Origin of the sequence: Endozoicomonas arenosclerae, from assembly GCF_001562015.1 — a bacterium.
Lineage (GTDB): Bacteria > Pseudomonadota > Gammaproteobacteria > Pseudomonadales > Endozoicomonadaceae > Endozoicomonas_A > Endozoicomonas_A arenosclerae.
The window spans coordinates 1-20,003 of the sequence record NZ_LASA01000096.1 but is presented as its reverse complement, the minus strand read 5'-3'; the positions used below and the strand labels follow the sequence as shown (position 1 = coordinate 20,003).

The window sequence follows — 20,003 nt, the reverse complement described above, 5'->3', positions numbered from 1 at the left end:
AGCTGCCTGACTTATTAACGCCTGACTCATGCACCAAGACCGTGAGCGGGGAGGTCCTCTGCCACCATGGCTCTAGCCGTAAATCGCAGACGACATTCTCAGATCAACAACAAGAACAAACTCTTTATACCCAAGGCAGCTGTAGTATGAAAAAGCCTTTCCACCTGATGGCCAAACCGACCAGTTATCAATGTAACCTGGATTGTGATTACTGTTTTTATCTGGAAAAAGAGCGTTTCTTTAACAAAAAGGCGGAAGACCGGGGTAAGGAAAAGATCACTCACATGAGTGACGAAGTTCTGAAAAGTTACGTTAAACATTACATTGCCGGTCAGGACTCTCCCATCGTTGAATTTGCCTGGCAGGGTGGTGAACCGACTCTGGCCGGTCTGGATTTCTTTGAACGGGCTGTTGAATATCAGCAGCAGTTTGCCGGCAGCAAGGAAATCGTCAATTGCCTGCAAACCAATGGTGTCCTGTTGGATGACACCTGGTGTACCTTCCTGAAAAAGCACAACTTTCTGGTAGGCCTTTCCATCGATGGACCCGAAGAGTTACACGACCACTACCGTCCTCTGAAAGGCGACAAACCTTCCTTCAAGAAGGTTATGCGTGGCATTGAGACCATGAAAAAGCATGGCGTTAAATTCAACACTCTGACCGTTATTAACAACGTCAACGTTGAGCATCCAGTGGAAGTCTACAACTTCCTGAAAAGCATTGGTTCCGAGTTCATGCAGTTCATCCCCGTGGTTGAACAGATGGAAGTAGAGAGAGCTCAACCTCAGCTGATTTTCCCGAAATCAAAGACCGAGAAACAACTGACTCCGTTCTCTGTGGATGGCAGCAAATACGGTGACTTCATGGTAGCCGTATTCAACGAATGGGTTCGCAAAGATGTGGGCAAAGTTTTTGTTCAGTTGTTCGATAACGCTCTGGCGGCCTGGCACGGTGAAGAACCCAACGTTTGTGTTTACCGTAAAGAATGCGGTGACGCCATGATCATTGAGCGGAACGGTGACATCTTCAGCTGCGATCATTATGTTTACCCGGAATACCGCCTGGGTAATGTTATGGACGGAAAAATCCATAAAACCGTGACCCAGAAATTCCAGAAAAAGTTTGGTCAGGACAAAGCCAACGTCGGGGCCAAGTGTGAAAGCTGTGAATTCCGCCATGCCTGTAACGGTGGTTGCCCGAAACAGCGTATTCATCAAAACGACGATGGCACATTACAAAATCATCTGTGCCCTGGCTACAAGAAGATCTTTGGACACATGGATCCGTACATGAAATTTATGGCCGGCGAGCTTGAGAAAAACCGCGCTCCAGCCAATGTCATGCATGTAGCCAGTACTATTGCCAAACAGCAAAGCCAGATTGTTGCCCACTATTAAGAAACAGAACCGGAGGCAAAGCCTCCGGTTCAAAACTTATTAATCAGTTCACAGACAATGGCAGAACGGTTATTCCAAAGAATGGAATAATGACCTTCTCCTTTCACCATTCGCACCTCAGCCGACTTCATGACCTTTGCCAGCCCGCGACTGTGAGAAGGTGGGATAACCCTGTCCTCATCCCCACACCAGACAGTGACTGAGCAGCCAATTGTTTCCGGAGAGAACCCCCAGTTTTTGACCAGAGTCAGGTGATCTTCAACCCAGCCATTCTCAGTTTCCATGGCCCTATGAAGAGCACCTAGCAGCAGTTCCGCAAACCCATCATTCAGGGCATCCCTGTCGGAATCAGCCAACAATAAATCCAGAGAAGCAATGAGTGCCTGGCTAGAGTCACAGAGCATCATCTCCCTGTTTTCAACAATCCACTGCCTGAGTTCAGGCTCACCCAGTTCGGCCAGAGTCAGCACCATCATAGTGAGCTCACTCATGCCTTTGCGGAAATGTTCATCGGGCATCCCGACACTGCCAATGACAGAAGCACCACGGCAACGGTCAGGAAATGCTGCTGCCAGAGCTAAAGCATGCGGACCACCAGCAGACCAGCCAGCAGTGACAAAAGAGTCCAGCTTCAGTGCTTCCAGAAGGGCTCTGATATCTTCTACACAGGATTGAACAGAACGTCCTTTCATGGGGCTGCTCCCTGCATACCCGGGGCGGCTGTATGAAATGACACGAGCACCCAGCTTGTGAATAGCGGGCTCTAGCAGTTGTGCTGTGGATAAGTCATTGGCTGTACCATGATGGAAAATCACAGCAGGTCCGGATGGGCGGCTGCAATAGTACTCCAGTGACCTTCCATCGTTGAGTGTCAGATTCTTGATCTTGGAAAGAGAAAAGCCTTCACTCATTTGCTGACTCCAGAACAGAATGATCCGTCAAACCATTCTGGCACAACATGAGGGTGCCTTCACTGATTCAAACGGCGTGTCACACTGAAAAAGGCTCTGTAGGGTAAAACTCTGAGAAACCCCATCATCATGCCAAAGACTTTTGGAAAGCGGATTTCAAACGGCTGGTTACCCAAACCTGACAGGATGGCATTTGCCGCAGGCTCCACATCCATAAGAAAAGGCATTTCGAATTTGTTTTTATCGGTCAGCGGTGTTTTGACAAAGCCCGGGTTAATCACTTTGACGTCCACGCCATGGGGCTTGAGATCCGTGTACAGCGATTCAGCCATGTTGATCAGAGCTGCCTTGCTGGCACCATAGGCAGCTGCACCCGGTAAACCTCGATACCCCGCTAGCGATGCATTCACGGCAAGAGTACCTGATTGTTGATCCACCATCATCGGGATCAGGGCATCCAGACAATGACAAACCCCCATAACATTAAGCTCAAGGTGTTTACGCATATGGGTTGACCTGAAATCCACGCCGTCGGTTTTTATAAAAGTACCGGCATTTAATACGGCAATGTCCACCCGGCCAAATCGAGTCATGATGACATCGGCGGCACGAATAACAGAGTCCTGGTCTGTCACATCGGCAGGCAGAGGAATAATAATGCCCTCGAGATCCTGAGCTTCATGCTGCAGCCTGTCCAGGTTGCCGTAACTACGAGCAGTGGCAAGCACGGTTCCTCCCCTTTTTGCCATGGTCAGTGCCAACTGCCGACCTATCCCCTGACTGGCCCCGGTAATCCAGATCACTTTGTTTTTCAGGGATTCAGTGCTTTTCATGGTGCTCATTCCCTGTGTTTCCTGATGCAATCGGGTCATCAAGCCTGAACTTTTTCAAGGATTCATCACTGATCAGTGAACGGTCCTTACTGAAGTAAAAAGTCAGGGTCCCCAAGGTAAAGCCCCACTTGCTGACATCAGCAATATTTAGAATCTGGCCGTTCTTCTGCAGGAACAGCCAGTCATCAAACTTTACACGCCAGCTTCTCCCTTTAATGGGCAGATCCATTTCATAGGTCCAGTTAAAGGTATTCCCCTTACTTCTGCCGGTAGCGATTCCAATCACATCACCGGCCTCACCTTCATAGTGTCCGTCAGCAAGTATTTTTATTTTCCAGAGGCGATTGGACGTTGAGCCGTCTTCATAGATAAAATCTTCATCCAATATCAGAACATTGCCTTCTACTCGACCTCTCATGATGACTTCAAAGCGGTTTCGTACTTTGCCAAAGAGATCGACAAACTCTCCCTTTGCGTAAGTTACACCCTGAAAGTATTGCTCAATGGTCAGGACCGGCAGTTCTTCAGAGTATTTATCTTGCAGTTTCATAGTGGCACATCCCTGCAGCGAAAAAGTGAACAACAGAACCCACAGCCAGTGTTTTCTTATCATCAAAGAACCTCCTTGCCCACTTCATGAGTTATTTCCTGATCCTATATAGCTTTACGTCAATGCTTCCTTCCTTAAAGCCCGCTTCGCAATAAGCCAGATAAAAGAGCCACATCCGCCGGAAATGTTCGTCAAAGCCCATGGCTTTGATTTCAGGCCACTGTTGCTTGAATGAATTCGCCCAGATGGAAAGCGTTCTGGCGTAATCACGACCGAAAGAAAAAGCATCTTCCACATCCAGGCCCGCGTGCTGACATTGCTCATGAATGATCTGATCGGTTGGCAGCATGCCACCCGGAAAGATGTAACTCTGAATAAAATCAGCTTCCTTTCGATACCGTCTGAAGCGTTCTTCATCAATAGTGATGACCTGAATAACCGCAGTGCCGCCTGGCTTCAGAACATCGAACACTTTCTGGAAATAAACGGGCCAGTGACTTTCACCCACAGCCTCCAGCATTTCGATGGAAACAATTCGGTCATACTGTCCTTTGATATCCCGGTAATCTTTCAGTTCGAAGTTGAATCCAGACGAACCCTCCAGAGAATCACGGGCAAACTGCAACTGCTCTGTGGATAAAGTCACACCAGAATAGTTCTGCCCACCTTCTTGCTTCAATGCCCTGGCAAAACCACCCCAACCGCAGCCTATTTCTAAAACAGAATCCTCAGGCCGTGCTTCCAGCCATTTGGATACCTGTTGATATTTATTTGCCTGAGCCTGTTCCAGCGATTCACTGTCGTTAGTAAAAACTGCACTGGAGTAGGTCATGGTCTGATCCAGCCAAAGCTGGTAAAAGTCATTGCCCAGATCATAATGGGCGGCAATATTGCGTCGACTTCCTTTACGACTGTTGTTGTTCAAAACATGACCGAAACGTTTCAGCTTCCTGAACAGCCAGTTAGATGAAAAACTTCTCTCCAATGCCTGTTCATTGTGAATACCCCAATCGAGCAATGCCTGAAGATCCGGAGTGTCCCAGTCTCCTTTCATGTAGGACTCAGCCAGACCAATAATTCCCCGGTTTGCAGATCTCAATAAACCCAGGGGTCGGTTAATCTTTACCCTGGGAATGGGCACATCGCGTTGGGGCTGACCGGTTTTTATCAGACTGACAGCATATTGCAGTTCTATTCGACTGAATGAAGCCCGTTCCAGCTTAGCCAGCAGCCACTTCAGTGTTCTGGGCAGCTGACTTCCTTCGCTCACGGTGGTTGGGTTCTGAACCCCGATAAAACTGTTCTGCGACAGACTTTTACCTGAACTTTCCAGCATTGATGCCTCCTGTCTACCGTGAAAGTACTTTTCTTGCGCTATTGGCATTCGTGCCTGCTTTTTCCTCATGACTGTCAGGATGACCCGCCCAGCCCCGGCTCCAACTGAAGAACCGATCTTTTGGAACATGGCGAACCACCTTCACTCCCTTGAGAAACAAACGCAGAGCTTCCCAATGAATAGCCAGAATGACTTTGATGGCTTGCAGAGGCAGAACCAATAACTGCCTGAGAATATTGAAATCACTTAATACCTGACGATCGCCTTTAAACACTGCTGCAAATAACTTTCCGTCGGCATCGTTGAGATTGATGGCCAGCTTCATCGTCTTGCCTGGTAATTGCACTCTGAAGCCGTATTGGCAATCGGTTTTGAAAAAAGGCGAGACGTGCAGTTTTTTTTCAACAGCTTGATGAAACAGCATCTGTCCTTCTTCTGCTTTTTCAGCGGGAATAACATAACTGTGTCGTTCACCAAAAGTATTGGTCACTTCGTATATCAGAGACAGAAGCTTCTGATCCGATGAAAAACAGTAGTAAACCGTCAAAGGGTTAAAGGCATACCCTAAAACTCTTGGGTAACAGAACATCAAAGTTTGAGATGGGGCCGGGACATCATGTGCAGCAAGGAGTTCTTCGGTTTGAACCTTCAGATCTCTACCAGAACCATCACCAAAATCTTTTTGATAAAAAGAGAGTAGATTGAAACGATCAACAGAAAACAGCTTCAAGTGCTTATCCAGACTGCTCAGTTCATCCAGATCAATCAGCCAGGAAGCTACCCGATATGAAAACCGGTGCTTGCGGGGCCGAATGCGATTATGCATTAACTGTCCCCAATAGACTGCTGAATTCATAACCCCCTCCTGATGCTAATGAGGTTGCTCATCGTCATGACATCAGTAGATTTCATGAACAAGTTCCATGCCAGAAGTGACCGGTCTTTTTCCAATACCGTGCTCCGGCCATACCAACCGATCATTCTGATTTTCGACAGACCAGGGTCGTTTTTTTCCACCCAGGGCTTCGGCAACAGCCAGACCTGACTGCAATCCGTCTTCATGAAAACCATAGCCAAACCAGGCTCCACAGAACCATGTGCGGTTTCTTCCCTGCAACTCCCACAATCGAGACTGTGCTTCCAGGGCATTTCGATCAAAAACCGGGTGGTCGTATAGATAGCAGCCATGAATCTTTTCAGGCTCTATGGAAGGATTGAGAGTAACAAACAGAGGAGGACCTTCAAGATGCTGGAGACGGTTCATCCAATACGTGAGTGAAGGGCCCTCTCCCGAGTGGGTGCCAAAGTAATTCCAGCTGGCCCAGGCCCTTTTCCTGGAAGGCATGAGTCGTTCATCGCTGTGCAAAATGGCCCGGTTGCGCTGAAAGCTGAAAGCCCCCAGCAATAACTGTTCAAGCTCATCCGGCTCACTGAGCATAGCCAGAGAAGTATCAGCATGGCAGGCCATGACCACATGATCGAACTCATGAGTGTCACCCTGCAAATCGGTAATAACGACCCGATCCCCATGACGTTTCACTTTTCGAACACAACGATTTTTGACTGCCAAACCATCCATGTCGGCCAGGAGGCGTTGAACGTATTCTTTGCTGCCTCCTTTCACTGTTTGCCACTGGGGACGATCTGTGAGCTGGAGCAATCCATGATTCTGACAAAACCTCATGAAGGCCAATGCTGGATAATCCAGCATCCGATCTGAAGGTGTTGACCAGATAGCAGCACCCATGGGTACCAGATGATCATCAATAAAACGTTGACTGTAACCCCGTCCCGAGAGCAACTCTCTGAGAGTAACGGATGGGTTGAGCTGTTTCATCAAGTCATTACTGGCCTGATAAAACCTGAAAATATCCAACAGCATTCTCAGGAATCCGGGCTTTAGCAGATTGATACGCTGAGCGAAGAGTCCATTCAGATCGGTGCCGGAATATTCAGTTCGCCCATCATCCATTGAAACAGCAAACGACATGTCGGTATCCACGACAGGAACATCCAGATGATCAAACAATGCCGTCAGATTCGGGTAAGTTTTTTTATTGAAGACAATAAATCCGGTATCAACCGGGATGGATTGATCGCCGTCTTTGACCATCACCGTATTACTGTGACCGCCAAAACGATCATCTTTTTCAAACAGGGTGACATTGTGCTGTTTAGACAGTAACCAGGCGCTGGATAGTCCGCTTATGCCTGATCCAATTACAGCAATATTGAGTCCTTTAACTGTCATAGAGCGACCTGTAAACGTAAGCTTCAGAAATCTCTACGCTTTATTCCCGCATTTGGATCACTTGTAAGTCAATTGATCTAACTTTCTACCTCTCCCTCCAGTGATCCGATCACGCCTTTGCTTCGTATAGAGAGACAAATGGGCTGAAGACGCGATATTCTGATGATAAGTCCAATACAGACAAACAGCCTTGAGCCGTTTAGGAAGCATGAGCTAGAAATGACGGATCATGACAATAAAAATTGCCATACTGGATCGTCAGGCTCCGACCATTTCTCGAAGAAGAGCACAATGGATCCAGACAACAGCAGCACTGAAACGCCAGACCAGCTGAAACAGTCACTGGTAGACCTGGGTCGTTACCGGGACAAGCAGACTTTTGCCCTGCTCTATGATTTTTTTGCGCCGAGACTGAAGCGACACCTGATGTCCAAGGGCGCTCATGGAGAAATGGCTGAAGAACTGGTTCAGGAAACCATGCTGTCGGTCTGGAGACACTGCAAGAGTTATGACCCCGACAAATCCACTGCATCCACCTGGATCTTCAGAATTGCCAGAAACTTGTGGATTGATCGTTTGAGAAAAGAAAAAGCGGATCTTATGTCACCGTTGGATAACTACCCGGAAAGCAGTTTTGTTCCGGCTATGACTGAGTTTGACTCTGACAAGATCAAGTCAGCATTGAACAACCTGCCTCAACAACAGGCTCAGCTGGTCTACAAGGTGTATTACGAAGGAAAAAGCCACCGCGAAATTTCTGAAGACATGGATATGCCCCTGGGCAGCGTGAAATCAGGCTTGAGACTGGCGTTCACCAAACTTCGTAATCAGATGGGAGAGGTAAAATGACAACACATCATCCTGACCTCAGTACCCTGATGAGTTACTCTGCAGGCAGCCTGCCTGACGCCATTGCAACGGTTGTGGCCGCACACCTGAGCGTTTGTAGTCACTGCAGCCGTCATGTACAGGAGGCTGAACAGATTGGCATCAGTTTACTGGAAGAATTGGAACCTGCTCCTCTGTCAGCAGGAGCAAGAGACGACATTCTGGCCATGCTGGATGACACCGAGCAAGTTGCAGAACCTGCCAAACCGGCAAAACAGAATGTCCCTGATAATGCCGATGTGCCCGCACCACTAAGACATCTACTGGGTCACTATCTGGATGACCTGCACTGGAAAACCATGGCGCCCGGACTCAAACAGTTTATTCTGCCAGCCGCAGAAAGCAACCTGAGACTATTGAAAATAGCACCGGGGACCTGCATGCCATCCCACGGACATACCGGCTCTGAGCTGACCATGGTTATCAGAGGCTCCTACTCTGATGAGTTAGGCCGATTCTGTGCCGGTGACGTGGCCGACCTGGACCCGGATGTTCAACACCAACCAGTAGCCGATACTCACGAAGGCTGTATTTGCCTGATTGCCACCGATGCCCCCCTTAGGTTTAACGGACTGGTACCCAGGCTCTTGCAACCTTTCTTCCAGCTCTGAGCTGGAAGGTGTAATAGTGATTGGACTGTACCTATCCTTGTATTAGTCCCTAAAAGGTTAAAAACACCGATTTTAGCCGGTGTGGTGCTGGTGGCTGTTGAGTTAAATATTCAACGAACGATCTTATAGACAATGAAAACTCCGGTGCTTACGCTCAATATGGCGCCAACAACGATTACACCTCCAATGAATAGATCTTGGTGCTGCTTGGTGCCGGGGCCCCATACGTTGGTCGGTTCAGATGAAGGTAGATCAGAAGCAGGAGTCCAGACACTGGGCTCAGGCAGTAATGCTGTTGATTTCTCAATACTGCTGGAGGGAGCTATGCCTACAACAGTCAATACTGAGGTTGCCATAATCATACTTTCAATAGAACTTGTAGCCCCAGAGCTGTCTATTTCTGTCCGAGGAAAATGGGCTTCAGCAATTTTAATTTGTTTTGCAGTTCCTGCCTCATCGAGAATATAAGCAGTAATTTCATATTGATTCTGCCCTTCTTTTGGGCGAAAAGTCAGTTCGACGACTCCTTCATTCTCGGCAATCTGATCGGCAAGCTCGTAAGTGTTAAGGCGATATGTTCCAACTTCATAATCTACTTCCAACTGCTGGATGCAGGCATTTGATTGATCTGGGTGCTGAAGTCTGATTCTTGCCGTAATAGTATCTTCACCATAAGATAACTGGATACCCTCAATCGAATAGTAGTCTCCAGAGCTTTTGACTACCTTGGTGACAGAAGGACCCTGATAGCCTTCATGAGGCAGATAAGGTGTTATTTTGGCAGAGTAACGTCGGCAGGGGACGACTCTGGGAAAAGGCATAAGTAACTGAGTATTTCCCTCCAAAAACCGTCCTGTCCCACTACCCTCGGAGCTGCCGCTATGAGTACCACTTCCTTCTGCCCCCCCACTTTGGAAATTTATCTCAGCTGTTTCTTGAGCCTTAAAGTACCTACCTTTTTGTTGAATGCTTTGGGCTATGATCTTTTGGAGAAACAGATCTTTAATTTCTACGTCATACCGGAAATCTTCTGGTTCTGGATCAACACCAAAGACTTGCGAAGGATGAAGCCAGACTGCTTGCATGATGTCAGGTGAGAATTGTACGTTGTCTGCCGACCCTATCCCAGGCTGGAGCAGTATATAAGCAGAAGCTCTTTGAATCTGTATAGGATTGAAAATAATGCTCGAACACATGACAGAAAGTCCGTCATACTCAGGTTTGAGCTTGATATTGAGGCCTAGTTTCTTATAAGACTTAGTCTTTTTGTATACGGTGAAGACAAAATCACTCTTTGGAAGCCATCCGTGAGGAAGATTGTACTCATGCTCGGCCTCCCCTTTTGGTAATACATAAAAATCCATCCCATTTGCTGGTCCGGCGCAAAGAAAATTTTGCCAGGTTCCGCAGCAGGGAGTGGTTATGTTCACTGGGACACTTTCTAAAAAATCGCTTGCATATGAAAGGTTTATCAGAAAAATCATTGATAAGAAGAGGTATATTAACGATTTTCGTTTTACCTTTTGTAGAGTAGTATTCACTTGTCCTTCCTAGAGCTTATTTTACTTTCTTAAAATCTTTGATGCATTTATTTGCGTTAAGTTCGTTTTCCTTCAAAAATACCGCAGACATTCGTCACTGTATGAGATAAGTAAAGAAGCGCAGGGTCAGCCAAGGGGAGAGCAAGGAGAGCCTGAAATTAAAGCGGTGCGCGCTAGTATAGAGAATTCAGATGAACTTACGTCGCCCCGCGAATTGACTGATTCTCATCTCCATCGATTCCTGGGTGATATCCTTCAGTTGGTACCATGTAGCTTATGGACACGCAAGCAACTCATCGGTTGTTTTCCCCTTTCAGCGAATGGGATTCAATGTCTGCCCCGTCAACACGGCCATGTTCTCTAACCATACCGGCTATGACACCTGGAAAGGTTCGGTGTTTCAGCCACAAACCTGATAACACAAAACACACCCACCAAAAAAAGACAAGTGACTTAATTTTTCTTGACCTGCAGAGCCTGACAACCGATATTGATAGCGCTTGTCCGATACGGAGTAGTTCGGACCATTAAAAAGAATAAGAAAGAGAGCAGTGCTATGGACATTACCCTGACTCCTGAGCAGCAGGCTCTGCAGCTTGAGATCAGAGAGTATATGAAGTCGATCATGACCCCCGCCATGATCGAGGAAATGAAAGACCCTGAGTATTATGAAGGAGGTGGCCCCGAGTATCGGAAAGGCCTACGACAAATGGGTCAGGATGGCTGGATAGCCCTTTCATGGCCCAAAGAATACGGTGGTCGTGAAGCTACCGCCATTGAACAATACATCTTTACCGAAGAAGTCATGCGTTCCGGCTTCCCCTACCCTTTCCTGACCACCGAAGCCATTGGTCCTATTCTGGCGGAATACGGCAGTGATGAAATCCAAGAAACTGTCGTAAAAGGCATTCTGCAGGGTGAAGTAGTCATTGCCATTGGCTACTCTGAGCCCGGTGCAGGCACTGATTTGGCCGCTCTGAAAACCCGGGCTGAAAAAAACGACGCAGGATGGCTTATTAATGGCCAGAAAATCTGGACCAGTCTCGCTAACTTTTCCGATTACGTCTGGCTGGCAGCCCGAACCGACCAGGATGCCACCAAAAAGCACAAGGGACTGTCCATGTTCCTGGTGCCCAAAGACAACCCCGGCTTTTCCCACACACCCATCTGGACTTTAGGTGTGCGCACCAACGCCACCTACTTTGAAGACCTGCAACTGGACGACAAATATCAGATAGGTGAAGTCAATAAAGGCTGGCGACTGATTACCGGCCAGCTTAACCGTGAACGGCTCAGCCTGGTGAATCACGGTCCTATCCAGATCCTGTATGAAGATGTAGCCACCTGGGCTGCAGAAACCAAAGGCAGGGATGGCCAGCCCATCATCAGTAAACCCTGGGTGCAAACCAACCTGGCCAAAGTTAAAACCGGCCTGGAGGTACTAAGGGTGATGAACTGGAAACAGGCCTGGGCTATTGAAGAAAACCGTTTGGGCATGGAACAGGCTTCTGTGGCCAAAGTCTATGGCACAGAATACTTTGTAGAAGTGTATCGACTGTTGATGGAAGTGCTGGGACAAGACGCCACCATTGGCGGAGACAGCCCTGGTTCCCTGCTACAGGGAAGACTGGAACACCGCTACCGGGTTGGCAGCATTCTGACCTTTGGTGGGGGTTGTAACGAAGTTCAGCGGGATATTATTTCGGCTGCCGGTTTGTGGATGCCAAGGGCTCGATAACTGCCAGAGCCCAACAGGAGAAATACGATGGACTTTAAATTATCCGCCGAGCAGCAGGATGTTCAAAAGCTGGCCATTCAGATCTTTGCTGACCAGACTGACAACGAACACCTTAGACAGTTTGATGGCAAAGGGACTTACGACGCTAACCTTTGGTCAGACCTGAGCAGTACCGGGATTCTAGGAGTAGCTATTGATGACGCTCACGGAGGATTGGGATTCGGCTTTGAAACCCTCTGCCTGGTTCTGGAAGAGGCAGGCCGCACCATGGCGCCTATTCCCCTGATACCGGTTCTGGTGAGTGCAGCCATGCCTCTGCAACGATTTGGACCAGAACAGCAAAAAAAAATACTCAGTCGTGTAGTGACAGGCAATACACTCATTTCAACGGCTTTCGCAGAGCCTTTAAATGATGACCCACTAACACCTACCACCACGGCTGAAAAAGTGGCTGGCGGTTGGCAACTCAATGGCATCAAACATTGTGTTCCATACGGTAGTCAGGCTGAGAAAGTGCTCATCAGCGCTCAGTCTGATCAAGGTCTGATCGCCCTTTGGCTCTCCCCAGACAGTGAAGGGGTGGAACTGGCAGAGCAGCAGAGCACCAGCGGTGAAGCTCAGAGCCAGATTATTCTGAACAATGTTCTGGTCAATGACGCTGACATTATGGCCACAGGTTCTGATGCAGAAGTCATCATGACTTATGCCCTGCAAAGAACACAGGCTGCACTCTGCGCATTCAGTGTCGGCATTACAGATCGAATGGTGAAACTGACGGCTGAATACACGACAGAAAGAGAACAGTTTGATGTCAAAATTGCGACGTTTCAGGCTGTGGCTCATAGGGCAGCAGACGCTTATATTGATGTGGAATGTCTCAGACTGGCCAGTGCCGAAGCAATATCATTGCTGGATCAGGAAAAACCGGCGGATGACGCCGTAAAAATCGCCAAAATCTGGTGTGGAGATGTGACTCACAGAATCAGTCAGGCCAGCCAGCATCTTCATGGTGGCATCGGCGTTGACAGGGATTACCCTCTTTTCCGCTATGCGCTCTGGAGTAAACAGGTGGAATTGACACTGGGTGGCTCAGCCCGGCTGCTCAGTGAGCTGGGCGAGAGCATTGCTGAAGAGTTTTCGAATCGCTGATAAACCGTCAGGCTACTTTCGGGTAGCCTGGCTCGACTCAAAACTTATTCAAGGACGCAAATCCAGCACGTCGTAGCCTTTACCTGCCAGGCAACGACGCAGAACATAAGACTGATCCTGTGTGGATTGCATCGCACCACCTGCAGCACCCGCCCCGGCACCTGCAAGGCCACCGACAACAGCGCCGCCAACTACGGCACCCTCAATCCCATCACCTTCAACCAGGCCAACCGCTGCACCGGTAACAGCACCTAAAATACCGGCATTAATAGCACCGGTTTTAGCCGCTTCGCCCTTATCCACCTTAGCCGCATAGTCATGACAATCTGCCACATCCTGCTGATATTCAGCTTCGGTTTTATCATGAGGGCCCACTACCGGAGCAGAATTATAAGCGCAGGCCACCATTAAAGAAGTAGAGGCCAGAATCAGGGCTTTCTTGATCATGTACAACATCCTCAGTGTGCGACGGCAGTTTTATTAGTAAAAGAGCACTGCCTTAAATAAAGAGACATGAGTTTAGAAAGCGGCTGTTTTTCTCAATATACGCACTGGACGAAATACGATCTCTTTTTCAGGTTCTGTTCATATCGACTATTTCAATGAGAGGATTGAAATCATGTTTCTGAAAATATCGTCCGGCAACGACATCAGCTCTGTTTCGAATCGGTCGGAATCTGTGAATTCACTGGAATAGTTATCGTTCATTTTTTTACTTTCATATTAAAAAAGACAGCCATGGATCATTTTCAAACGGTCGTTTACTTTTTAATCAACTCTCTTCATTATTGCCTTATCTCTGCCAAACCATTCGTTCATTGGAAGGCACCTCAGAGCGAGTGATTACGCAGGGAATATAAAAATAAAACCTGACATCAAAAATGATGTAAAAAACAAAAATAATTATTATGACAATAAGAAAACATCTGGGCAGGCTACTGCAGACTGCCATTATCGGGGGGCTGGCGGCTTCCGCTCAGGCCGACAAAATCAGCGACTTTGAAAAAAGCTGGACCAGCAAGGCTTTGGCCATGCAAAGACAACTGGACAGCCACGCCCCCATCATCAATAACAGCATTCTCGGCACCCACAATACATACAACTCTGAAGTGTATCGAAACGCTCTTCGATATCACGATCCTCAACAAAAATATTCGATCTATGACCAGCTAAGAATGGGGGCTCGGTTTATCGAGCTGGATGCTCACTGGACGGCCCACACTCATGGAGCTCCATGGAAATGGGGAACGGATCTCTTACTCTGCCACTCCGGCATAGGTAAAGAACTGGGTGATCTGGATATTGGCTGCAGCCTGAAAGACAGACGCTTAACCGATGGACTTCAGGAAGTACGTCAATGGCTGAATAGCAATCCCAACGAAGTCATCATTCTCTACATCGAAGACCACACTAACGGCAAACATTCTGTTCTAAGGCAACAGTTAAACAGTAAGCTGGGTGGCAAGATCTTCCAAAGTGGTGGCTGTAAGCCCATTGGTGACACCTTGACCAAGGCTCAAGTGTTGGAGGCCGGGAAACAGGTGATTCTCTGGAAAGACAAAGGCTGTGCCAACGATGGTGAACTGGCGAATATGGCCTTCAGTGGTCTGGGTAAGGTTTCCAGAATCTGGGAAGATGGCACAACAGTCGCCAAAATTGTTGACCTCTTCACCAGCGGAGGCGGTGTAGACCGTATCGAAGCTCATGAAGTGGCTGAGTCCTTCGCCAAAGGCGTCAATATTGTCAATCTGGATGATATGGTACCGGGTGATCGGATTGATGCTGCCGTATGGAGCTGGGCCAGAAATGAACCCAATAACCATGGTGGCAATCAGCACTGTGCAGTAAGTACCATGTCTGGACGTTGGGACGACCAAAGTTGTTCCGCAAATTATTATTTTGCCTGCCAGAGCAATGATACCGGCGAATGGGCTCTCAGCTTCAAAACCGGACCCTGGAATCAAGGCAGCCAGGCCTGCGCAGAATTGGGCAACTATCGATTCTCTGTTCCTACAAACAGCCAGGATAACGAACGACTGAAATCAGTCAAAGGCAGTATGTTCAATGTCTGGTTGAACTACCACGACCAGACTCAGGAAGGCGTCTGGCAGATTCCCAGCCAGAAAGTTTACCCGTTACTGGCAGGCTATCGCGAATTGAGGGATCAACGCAGTAATCTCTGCCTCGACGTTGAAGGCGGTAACCGTGACAACGGAACCAATGTAAGACTTTGGAAGTGTAATGGTTCCGACGCCCAGAAGTGGACGTATGACTCATCAAATGGCTTTTTGAGAAGCAAGCTGGGTAAATGTCTGGACAATCGAGGACAAACATTCAGCAACGGTGAAATCGTTATCTGGGAATGTCTGGATAACAACAATCTGCGCTTTGACTGGGTAGGCAACTCACTGAGAAGCCGACATGATGCCTCAATTGCTGTTGATGCCTACGGTGACTGGCAGGGTGCAAAGGTTGGTCAATGGCAATACCACGGCGGTAAAAACCAGCAATGGCAGTGGGGTAACTGAGGCCAGGATTGATCTCTTTTCGCTAGTAGTAACCAGTAGTTCTTGGAGAAAGAATTACTGGTTTTTCTACCACTCAATCTGAATGGACTGCAATCTCTCTGGCAATCAGTCTACGCTCATTCCCCAGTTTGTAGCTATCCCCAATGATGCGGACCTGGGCTCCGGGCTTAATGATATCTATATTCTCACTTTCCTGTGGGCCCAAATTAGGAATGCTAACAACCAATGCGTATATAGCCCCGTCATTCGCTCTGAATTTCCAGACTGAGCCGTCCGTCCCCTGCTTCATCTCTTCGACGATGACCCCTGAGACAATGGCCAACTGCTCATTGACGGCCCCATGGTTCGTTGGAGTCAGGCCTATTGCCGAATATTCCGAGGTCGTATGTTCTGTGCAACCAGCCAGAAACAGTAAAAGTAAAATAACAGGAAAGTAACTGACTTTTCTCATAAGGGATCTCTAGCAATGAATCTGAAAAAGATGAAGAGCTTATAGCGACTTAAAGTCATCAGGTTGGGGTAGCGCACCACACACCTGAATAATCATGGCCGCCAAAGGTTCCGTCTGACTGGTATTTCGGCAACTGTGCCCCTGCTGATTTTCTGGTACACCGGCTATTGGCAGGTCCGCGCCAAAGTGGATATCACCTGCCCGATAGTAAACCTCATTGCCGTCAAGTGTTCGGGTATACCAGCCACCCTGTAAAACAATCACCCACTGGGGTTTAGGCGTTGGATGCATCGGAGCTTCATAGCCCGGTGGCAAGACGACAAAACGGGTATGCAAAGGTTCAGGAAGGCCAGTGCAATGATACTCAGGCGTGGGATTGGAATATTGAACTAAATCAAAATGGTTCATAAAACAGCGGGTGGTTCGGGAGACACCTTTTTCATCAACCCACAAATGCCAGTAGGGTTGCTGCACATTCTCGTCTGACATGACAGCACTCATTTTTCAGAGAACAGGTCTGTTATTTTACCACCAAAAAATAAGCCAGGGATCAGGAAAGAAGAAAGGCACGCTGCGACCCTGCTTTTGGCCGCAACGTGAGAGCTCATCGTTTAGTTAGAGCTCATCATCAGACTATTAATGTCCACCCCGTCAGAGTTGGCTACATAGCCAGCCTGGGAAGGCTTGATCTTCTGGGTCCGATCAACAATGGTCAAGCTGTGCATCCGACAACCTTCGTAGGCTTCACCAAAGCTATAGCTGAAGCTGTCGTTTGTATGCAAGGCACTGCTCATGGAATGATCATTAGTCAGCAGCCTATTGCCGTTCATAGATGAATCCTGACAGCCCTTTAGCTTGACCTTGACCAGACCTTTCTCGGCGTAAGTTTCATAGGTTTTATTACCCCATGTCACTTCCTTGAATGACAAGGTTTGATTCATAACCGGACAGCTTGCCGCTTTGCCTGCCAGCGCAGGTTTGATCATTACTCGCCCACCCTGACCCAGTGACAGGAACTCACCCTTACCCACACTGTAAAACAGGTTCTCGATATCAGAACGGTATGAGTCGCTCCGGGTATTCTTACCCTCAGTCCAGAAGATTTTACCAGTACCTAAATCACAGGCTTCCGCCACCGGATCACTGGAGTCACCCAGCAGGCACTTCCTGAGCTTGCCGTTGTTAGCAGGGTAAATAGCCCGACACCCTTCTTCCAGAGGATTACCTTCCACCCTTTCAACATGAACACCACGAATCAACACACCGAAAGTATCAGCATAAGATTTGTCGTTCAGGGCTATGCGGGTAAAGAATTTATCGGCAACAAAAGGAATTACCGACTTCTTGAAACCTTCTTCCAGCTTGACGTTATAAGGTGCTTCAAAACGATCCGCCAGATTGAGAGCGTCAAAGTTGAAGTCAATGGCAGGTTGATCCAGGTCGTTCAATACAGCGTACACAGAGTCTGATTTATCCAGCGACCCAAGATTAAAATAAGTGGCTGTTTCACCCGCTATTGTGAAGGTTTTGGTTAATTTCTTGCCAGAACCTGAGACAAAATACAGAGTCTCGGTATGACTGGTACGGTTGGTGTAGCGTACCCAGGCATCGCCGTCTTCATCCAGAATCTGGCCATCAAACAAAAGCAGGTTATCAGTGGATGCATCAGGGAGATCCATAGTCACATGGTCCAGCTTAACGGGCTGTTCTTCCTCAAGACTCAGTGCATGGCGATCAGCGCCTACCCTGACAAGCAAATCCTTGTAAGCCTGGTTCTGGCTGAGTCCCCGAGCGGAATGGTTGTAGCCACGCTTCTGGTACTTAACATGGAGTCTGTAGCTGGCGCCCGGAACGGTAGGGATAAAGGTTCTGAGCCTTACTGCAGCGGCTTCGCCATCCACTGTTCTTGCACAACCTTCCATATTGGGGGCGTTGAGGTCAGTATCCATCTCGGTGGCAAAGCCATCGCCGTTTATTCCATAAGTTCTGGCATAACCGATCTCGAGCTTGGCGTCACAAGCCATATCACGGATATCCTGAATCCGCTCCCGGCGAGCCTTGCCCTCGAGTTTCATGGCCTCCTCCCACATCTCTGGGTACATCCGCTTTAACGTCTGGCGAGTCCATTGAACGTCAAACTGAATACGTCCATTGTCATCAATGTAGAGGGCTTTAGCCTCACGGGCAGGCATGCTTTGTTTGAGTTGGCGATAATCAAGATCATCAATAATACCCCACTTCCCATTGTGGAATTGATCCTGATAACCGTAAAAATATTGGGTGCCAATACGCTCAGCGTGAGAAAGGGAGGCAATAGAGCACAGCGCCAGAACAGCACCTGTCTTTATCAACTTCATCCGTGTAGTCGTCCTATCAGTCTTATTTTCTTTATTCAGGCATCCAGACCTGTATTAATGAGTACTAGTTCACACAAACTCCGAAAAATAATGCTGGATTATGAACTGAATATCAATCTTTCAAGTTGACTGATTGAGTTATTGCCAGTAACCATAGACTTAAACCGCAGCAGTATGGGCTGATTCATGCATTTTTATAGGACCTTGAAGGCACCTTCTTATTTATTCGAAACGGCATTATTTTGCACTGGCGCCTTCTGGCACAATGACTGGTAGATCCGTACAACCGAAGTCAATGCCAAACTGGCTCAAGATGCACGTAAGCTGGCCTCTATGGTGTGTCTGGTGATTAAAAATATGCTGGCAAAACTCTCCCAGAGTTCGCTCAATGGCCTGACCTTCTGTTGTTGTATATCTAACTATTTTCAAACAGTCCTCTGTTGAAAAGGCCTTAGTCATTTGAATATATAAAGAATCAACAAGGGCTCTCAGCGGTTTAAGCTCATCAAGAGTCGATACATATTCATCGTTTACCGACAATGCCTGGGGCAATTCTTTCAACAAAGCAGGATCAACATCAGCCAGACGATTCATTACCAGACGCTGGAGCATGATCAAATCACCAAACAAAATATGATTCCAGTGAGCCATGACACTTGGAAAAAATGAATGGGTGTCCTGATGCAGCTGTTCATAGGAAAGCTTTTCACAGACAGAGATTAACTGTTGATTCATTCGCTGATTGTACAGCGCTAACATTCTAAAATTTGCAGATAAGTCCATACCGATTACAGCTCGTTGACCTGACTATTTTTGGCAAAATAGATGTTCTCATGCTTGAAACCTCACTGTCCTGTTCTGGCTATTATATGGGGTTCAAAGGTGAGGAGGTTTAGATAACTCTAGCCATCAAAGCATCTTTACTATAGATGCTGACACAGATCTTCCAGTCTATTGATCGTGAATTCTGGCCTACTTTGCCCTTCGGGCAATGACTGGAACCCTTCCAGCCAGAAAGCCTGCATACCGCACTCTCTAGCTCCCTGGTAATCATTGATATAGTGATCACCGATATAGCAACAGCTATCGACAGCAACAGACAATTCACTGGCTGCATGTTCAAATATACGACTATCCGGTTTTTTGATACCTAGAGCACCAGAACATACAACGGCATCGAAATAGTCGTCAAAACCCAAAGCTTTGATTGTGGCTAAGGAAGGTGTGAAGAAGTCCATCAATCCTTTGAGCATGTTCTAAAACACAATTCTTAGAACTAAAAGCGAGGATAGGGTCGCTCATTATCTACTTTTCAGCCGGTTTTCTCGGCTGATAGGCAGATTAACCCCTACGTAGCATTTGATCCAATCTAACCACATTAGCCAGAGCAAAAAGAGTGGCCAGTTTATTGTCATTTTTCCCGATGCCTCGATACGCTGTTTTTACAAATCCAAACTGGCAC

The 20,003-nt window shown here is 47.7% G+C and carries 19 protein-coding genes; 6 read left to right on the top strand and 13 right to left on the bottom strand.

Annotated features, from left to right (window positions below):
* Positions 1-146: 146 nt before the first annotated feature.
* Positions 147-1,397, top strand: coding sequence for an anaerobic sulfatase maturase (locus WG89_RS15350; protein WP_062267670.1), 1,251 nt, complete (start codon positions 147-149; stop codon positions 1,395-1,397).
* A gap of 29 nt (positions 1,398-1,426) precedes the next feature.
* Here WG89_RS15350 and WG89_RS15345 read toward each other — a convergent pair whose 3' ends face one another.
* The 6 genes from WG89_RS15345 to WG89_RS15320 are packed head-to-tail and all read right to left on the bottom strand — an operon-like array spanning position 1,427 to position 7,278.
* Positions 1,427-2,308, bottom strand: coding sequence for an alpha/beta fold hydrolase (locus tag WG89_RS15345; protein WP_062267668.1), 882 nt, complete (start codon positions 2,306-2,308; stop codon positions 1,427-1,429).
* Between the two features lie 59 nt (positions 2,309-2,367).
* Positions 2,368-3,150, bottom strand: a complete 783-nt coding sequence (locus tag WG89_RS15340) for an SDR family NAD(P)-dependent oxidoreductase (protein ID WP_062267666.1) — start codon at positions 3,148-3,150, stop codon at positions 2,368-2,370.
* Positions 3,128-3,754 carry a DUF3833 domain-containing protein gene (locus WG89_RS15335; protein ID WP_079253862.1) on the bottom strand — a complete coding sequence of 209 codons (627 nt, stop codon included), beginning with the start codon at positions 3,752-3,754 and terminating at the stop codon, positions 3,128-3,130. The genes WG89_RS15340 and WG89_RS15335 overlap by 23 nt, the downstream gene beginning before the upstream one ends.
* A gap of 28 nt (positions 3,755-3,782) precedes the next feature.
* On the bottom strand, positions 3,783-5,027 hold the full coding sequence (locus tag WG89_RS15330; protein ID WP_079253861.1) for an SAM-dependent methyltransferase: 1,245 nt from the start codon (positions 5,025-5,027) through the stop codon (positions 3,783-3,785).
* A 13-nt stretch (positions 5,028-5,040) separates the two neighbouring features.
* Positions 5,041-5,883: a DUF1365 domain-containing protein gene (locus WG89_RS15325; protein ID WP_062267664.1), complete on the bottom strand. Its 843-nt coding sequence runs from the start codon at positions 5,881-5,883 to the stop codon at positions 5,041-5,043.
* Between the two features lie 42 nt (positions 5,884-5,925).
* On the bottom strand, positions 5,926-7,278 hold the full coding sequence (locus WG89_RS15320; protein WP_062267662.1) for an NAD(P)/FAD-dependent oxidoreductase: 1,353 nt from the start codon (positions 7,276-7,278) through the stop codon (positions 5,926-5,928).
* Positions 7,279-7,569: 291 nt separating this feature from the next.
* Here WG89_RS15320 and WG89_RS15315 point away from each other — a divergent pair, with 291 nt between their 5' ends.
* Both WG89_RS15315 and WG89_RS15310 read left to right on the top strand, forming a co-directional pair.
* Positions 7,570-8,127 (top strand): sigma-70 family RNA polymerase sigma factor, encoded by a 558-nt coding sequence (locus tag WG89_RS15315; protein WP_062267660.1) that lies wholly within the window; start codon positions 7,570-7,572, stop codon positions 8,125-8,127.
* Positions 8,124-8,777 carry a ChrR family anti-sigma-E factor gene (locus WG89_RS15310; protein WP_062267658.1) on the top strand — a complete coding sequence of 218 codons (654 nt, stop codon included), beginning with the start codon at positions 8,124-8,126 and terminating at the stop codon, positions 8,775-8,777. Before WG89_RS15315 ends, WG89_RS15310 begins: the two co-directional genes overlap by 4 nt.
* Positions 8,778-8,887: 110 nt before the next feature.
* Here the strand turns inward: WG89_RS15310 and WG89_RS15305 are convergent, their stop codons facing one another.
* Complete coding sequence (locus tag WG89_RS15305; RefSeq protein ID WP_062267656.1) at positions 8,888-10,141, bottom strand: hypothetical protein; 1,254 nt, start codon at positions 10,139-10,141, stop codon at positions 8,888-8,890.
* Positions 10,142-10,874: 733 nt separating this feature from the next.
* Between WG89_RS15305 and WG89_RS15300 the strand changes: the two genes are divergently transcribed.
* Both WG89_RS15300 and WG89_RS15295 read left to right on the top strand, forming a co-directional pair.
* On the top strand, positions 10,875-12,056 hold the full coding sequence (locus tag WG89_RS15300; RefSeq protein ID WP_062267654.1) for an acyl-CoA dehydrogenase family protein: 1,182 nt from the start codon (positions 10,875-10,877) through the stop codon (positions 12,054-12,056).
* Between the two features lie 27 nt (positions 12,057-12,083).
* Entirely contained in the window at positions 12,084-13,205 is a 1,122-nt protein-coding gene (locus WG89_RS15295; protein WP_062267652.1) for an acyl-CoA dehydrogenase family protein, read from the top strand.
* Between the two features lie 48 nt (positions 13,206-13,253).
* On the opposite strand, the gene WG89_RS15290 is transcribed toward WG89_RS15295, so the two are convergent.
* Positions 13,254-13,652, bottom strand: a complete 399-nt coding sequence (locus tag WG89_RS15290; RefSeq protein ID WP_062267650.1) for a glycine zipper family protein — start codon at positions 13,650-13,652, stop codon at positions 13,254-13,256.
* A 461-nt stretch (positions 13,653-14,113) separates the two neighbouring features.
* Between WG89_RS15290 and WG89_RS15285 the strand changes: the two genes are divergently transcribed.
* Positions 14,114-15,733, top strand: coding sequence for a phosphatidylinositol-specific phospholipase C domain-containing protein (locus tag WG89_RS15285; RefSeq protein ID WP_079253859.1), 1,620 nt, complete (start codon positions 14,114-14,116; stop codon positions 15,731-15,733).
* Positions 15,734-15,806: 73 nt separating this feature from the next.
* Here WG89_RS15285 and WG89_RS15280 read toward each other — a convergent pair whose 3' ends face one another.
* The 5 genes from WG89_RS15280 to WG89_RS15260 form a co-directional block, all read right to left on the bottom strand.
* On the bottom strand, positions 15,807-16,184 hold the full coding sequence (locus WG89_RS15280; RefSeq protein ID WP_062267648.1) for a hypothetical protein: 378 nt from the start codon (positions 16,182-16,184) through the stop codon (positions 15,807-15,809).
* Between the two features lie 39 nt (positions 16,185-16,223).
* The gene (locus tag WG89_RS15275; RefSeq protein ID WP_153301619.1) at positions 16,224-16,673 is read right to left on the bottom strand and encodes a cupin domain-containing protein; all 450 of its coding nucleotides are present in this window, start codon (positions 16,671-16,673) and stop codon (positions 16,224-16,226) included.
* A 122-nt stretch (positions 16,674-16,795) separates the two neighbouring features.
* Positions 16,796-18,541, bottom strand: a complete 1,746-nt coding sequence (locus WG89_RS15270; RefSeq protein WP_062267644.1) for a hypothetical protein — start codon at positions 18,539-18,541, stop codon at positions 16,796-16,798.
* Between the two features lie 237 nt (positions 18,542-18,778).
* On the bottom strand, positions 18,779-19,300 hold the full coding sequence (locus WG89_RS15265; protein ID WP_216638499.1) for a DinB family protein: 522 nt from the start codon (positions 19,298-19,300) through the stop codon (positions 18,779-18,781).
* Between the two features lie 164 nt (positions 19,301-19,464).
* The gene (locus WG89_RS15260; RefSeq protein ID WP_062267640.1) at positions 19,465-19,794 is read right to left on the bottom strand and encodes an HAD family hydrolase; all 330 of its coding nucleotides are present in this window, start codon (positions 19,792-19,794) and stop codon (positions 19,465-19,467) included.
* Positions 19,795-20,003: the final 209 nt, after the last annotated feature.

Bases quoted from the DNA above. Each gene is read 5' to 3' on its own strand.
- WG89_RS15350 (WP_062267670.1), top strand. From the start codon at position 147: ATGAAAAAGCCTTTCCACCTGATGGCCAAACCGACCAGTTATCAATGT.
- WG89_RS15345 (WP_062267668.1), bottom strand. From the start codon at position 2,308: ATGAGTGAAGGCTTTTCTCTTTCCAAGATCAAGAATCTGACACTCAAC.
- WG89_RS15340 (WP_062267666.1), bottom strand. From the start codon at position 3,150: ATGAGCACCATGAAAAGCACTGAATCCCTGAAAAACAAAGTGATCTGG.
- WG89_RS15335 (WP_079253862.1), bottom strand. From the start codon at position 3,754: ATGATAAGAAAACACTGGCTGTGGGTTCTGTTGTTCACTTTTTCGCTG.
- WG89_RS15330 (WP_079253861.1), bottom strand. From the start codon at position 5,027: ATGCTGGAAAGTTCAGGTAAAAGTCTGTCGCAGAACAGTTTTATCGGG.
- WG89_RS15325 (WP_062267664.1), bottom strand. From the start codon at position 5,883: ATGAATTCAGCAGTCTATTGGGGACAGTTAATGCATAATCGCATTCGG.
- WG89_RS15320 (WP_062267662.1), bottom strand. From the start codon at position 7,278: ATGACAGTTAAAGGACTCAATATTGCTGTAATTGGATCAGGCATAAGC.
- WG89_RS15315 (WP_062267660.1), top strand. From the start codon at position 7,570: ATGGATCCAGACAACAGCAGCACTGAAACGCCAGACCAGCTGAAACAG.
- WG89_RS15310 (WP_062267658.1), top strand. From the start codon at position 8,124: ATGACAACACATCATCCTGACCTCAGTACCCTGATGAGTTACTCTGCA.
- WG89_RS15305 (WP_062267656.1), bottom strand. From the start codon at position 10,141: ATGGATTTTTATGTATTACCAAAAGGGGAGGCCGAGCATGAGTACAAT.
- WG89_RS15300 (WP_062267654.1), top strand. From the start codon at position 10,875: ATGGACATTACCCTGACTCCTGAGCAGCAGGCTCTGCAGCTTGAGATC.
- WG89_RS15295 (WP_062267652.1), top strand. From the start codon at position 12,084: ATGGACTTTAAATTATCCGCCGAGCAGCAGGATGTTCAAAAGCTGGCC.
- WG89_RS15290 (WP_062267650.1), bottom strand. From the start codon at position 13,652: ATGATCAAGAAAGCCCTGATTCTGGCCTCTACTTCTTTAATGGTGGCC.
- WG89_RS15285 (WP_079253859.1), top strand. From the start codon at position 14,114: ATGACAATAAGAAAACATCTGGGCAGGCTACTGCAGACTGCCATTATC.
- WG89_RS15280 (WP_062267648.1), bottom strand. From the start codon at position 16,184: ATGAGAAAAGTCAGTTACTTTCCTGTTATTTTACTTTTACTGTTTCTG.
- WG89_RS15275 (WP_153301619.1), bottom strand. From the start codon at position 16,673: ATGTCAGACGAGAATGTGCAGCAACCCTACTGGCATTTGTGGGTTGAT.
- WG89_RS15270 (WP_062267644.1), bottom strand. From the start codon at position 18,541: ATGAAGTTGATAAAGACAGGTGCTGTTCTGGCGCTGTGCTCTATTGCC.
- WG89_RS15265 (WP_216638499.1), bottom strand. From the start codon at position 19,300: ATGTTAGCGCTGTACAATCAGCGAATGAATCAACAGTTAATCTCTGTC.
- WG89_RS15260 (WP_062267640.1), bottom strand. From the start codon at position 19,794: ATGCTCAAAGGATTGATGGACTTCTTCACACCTTCCTTAGCCACAATC.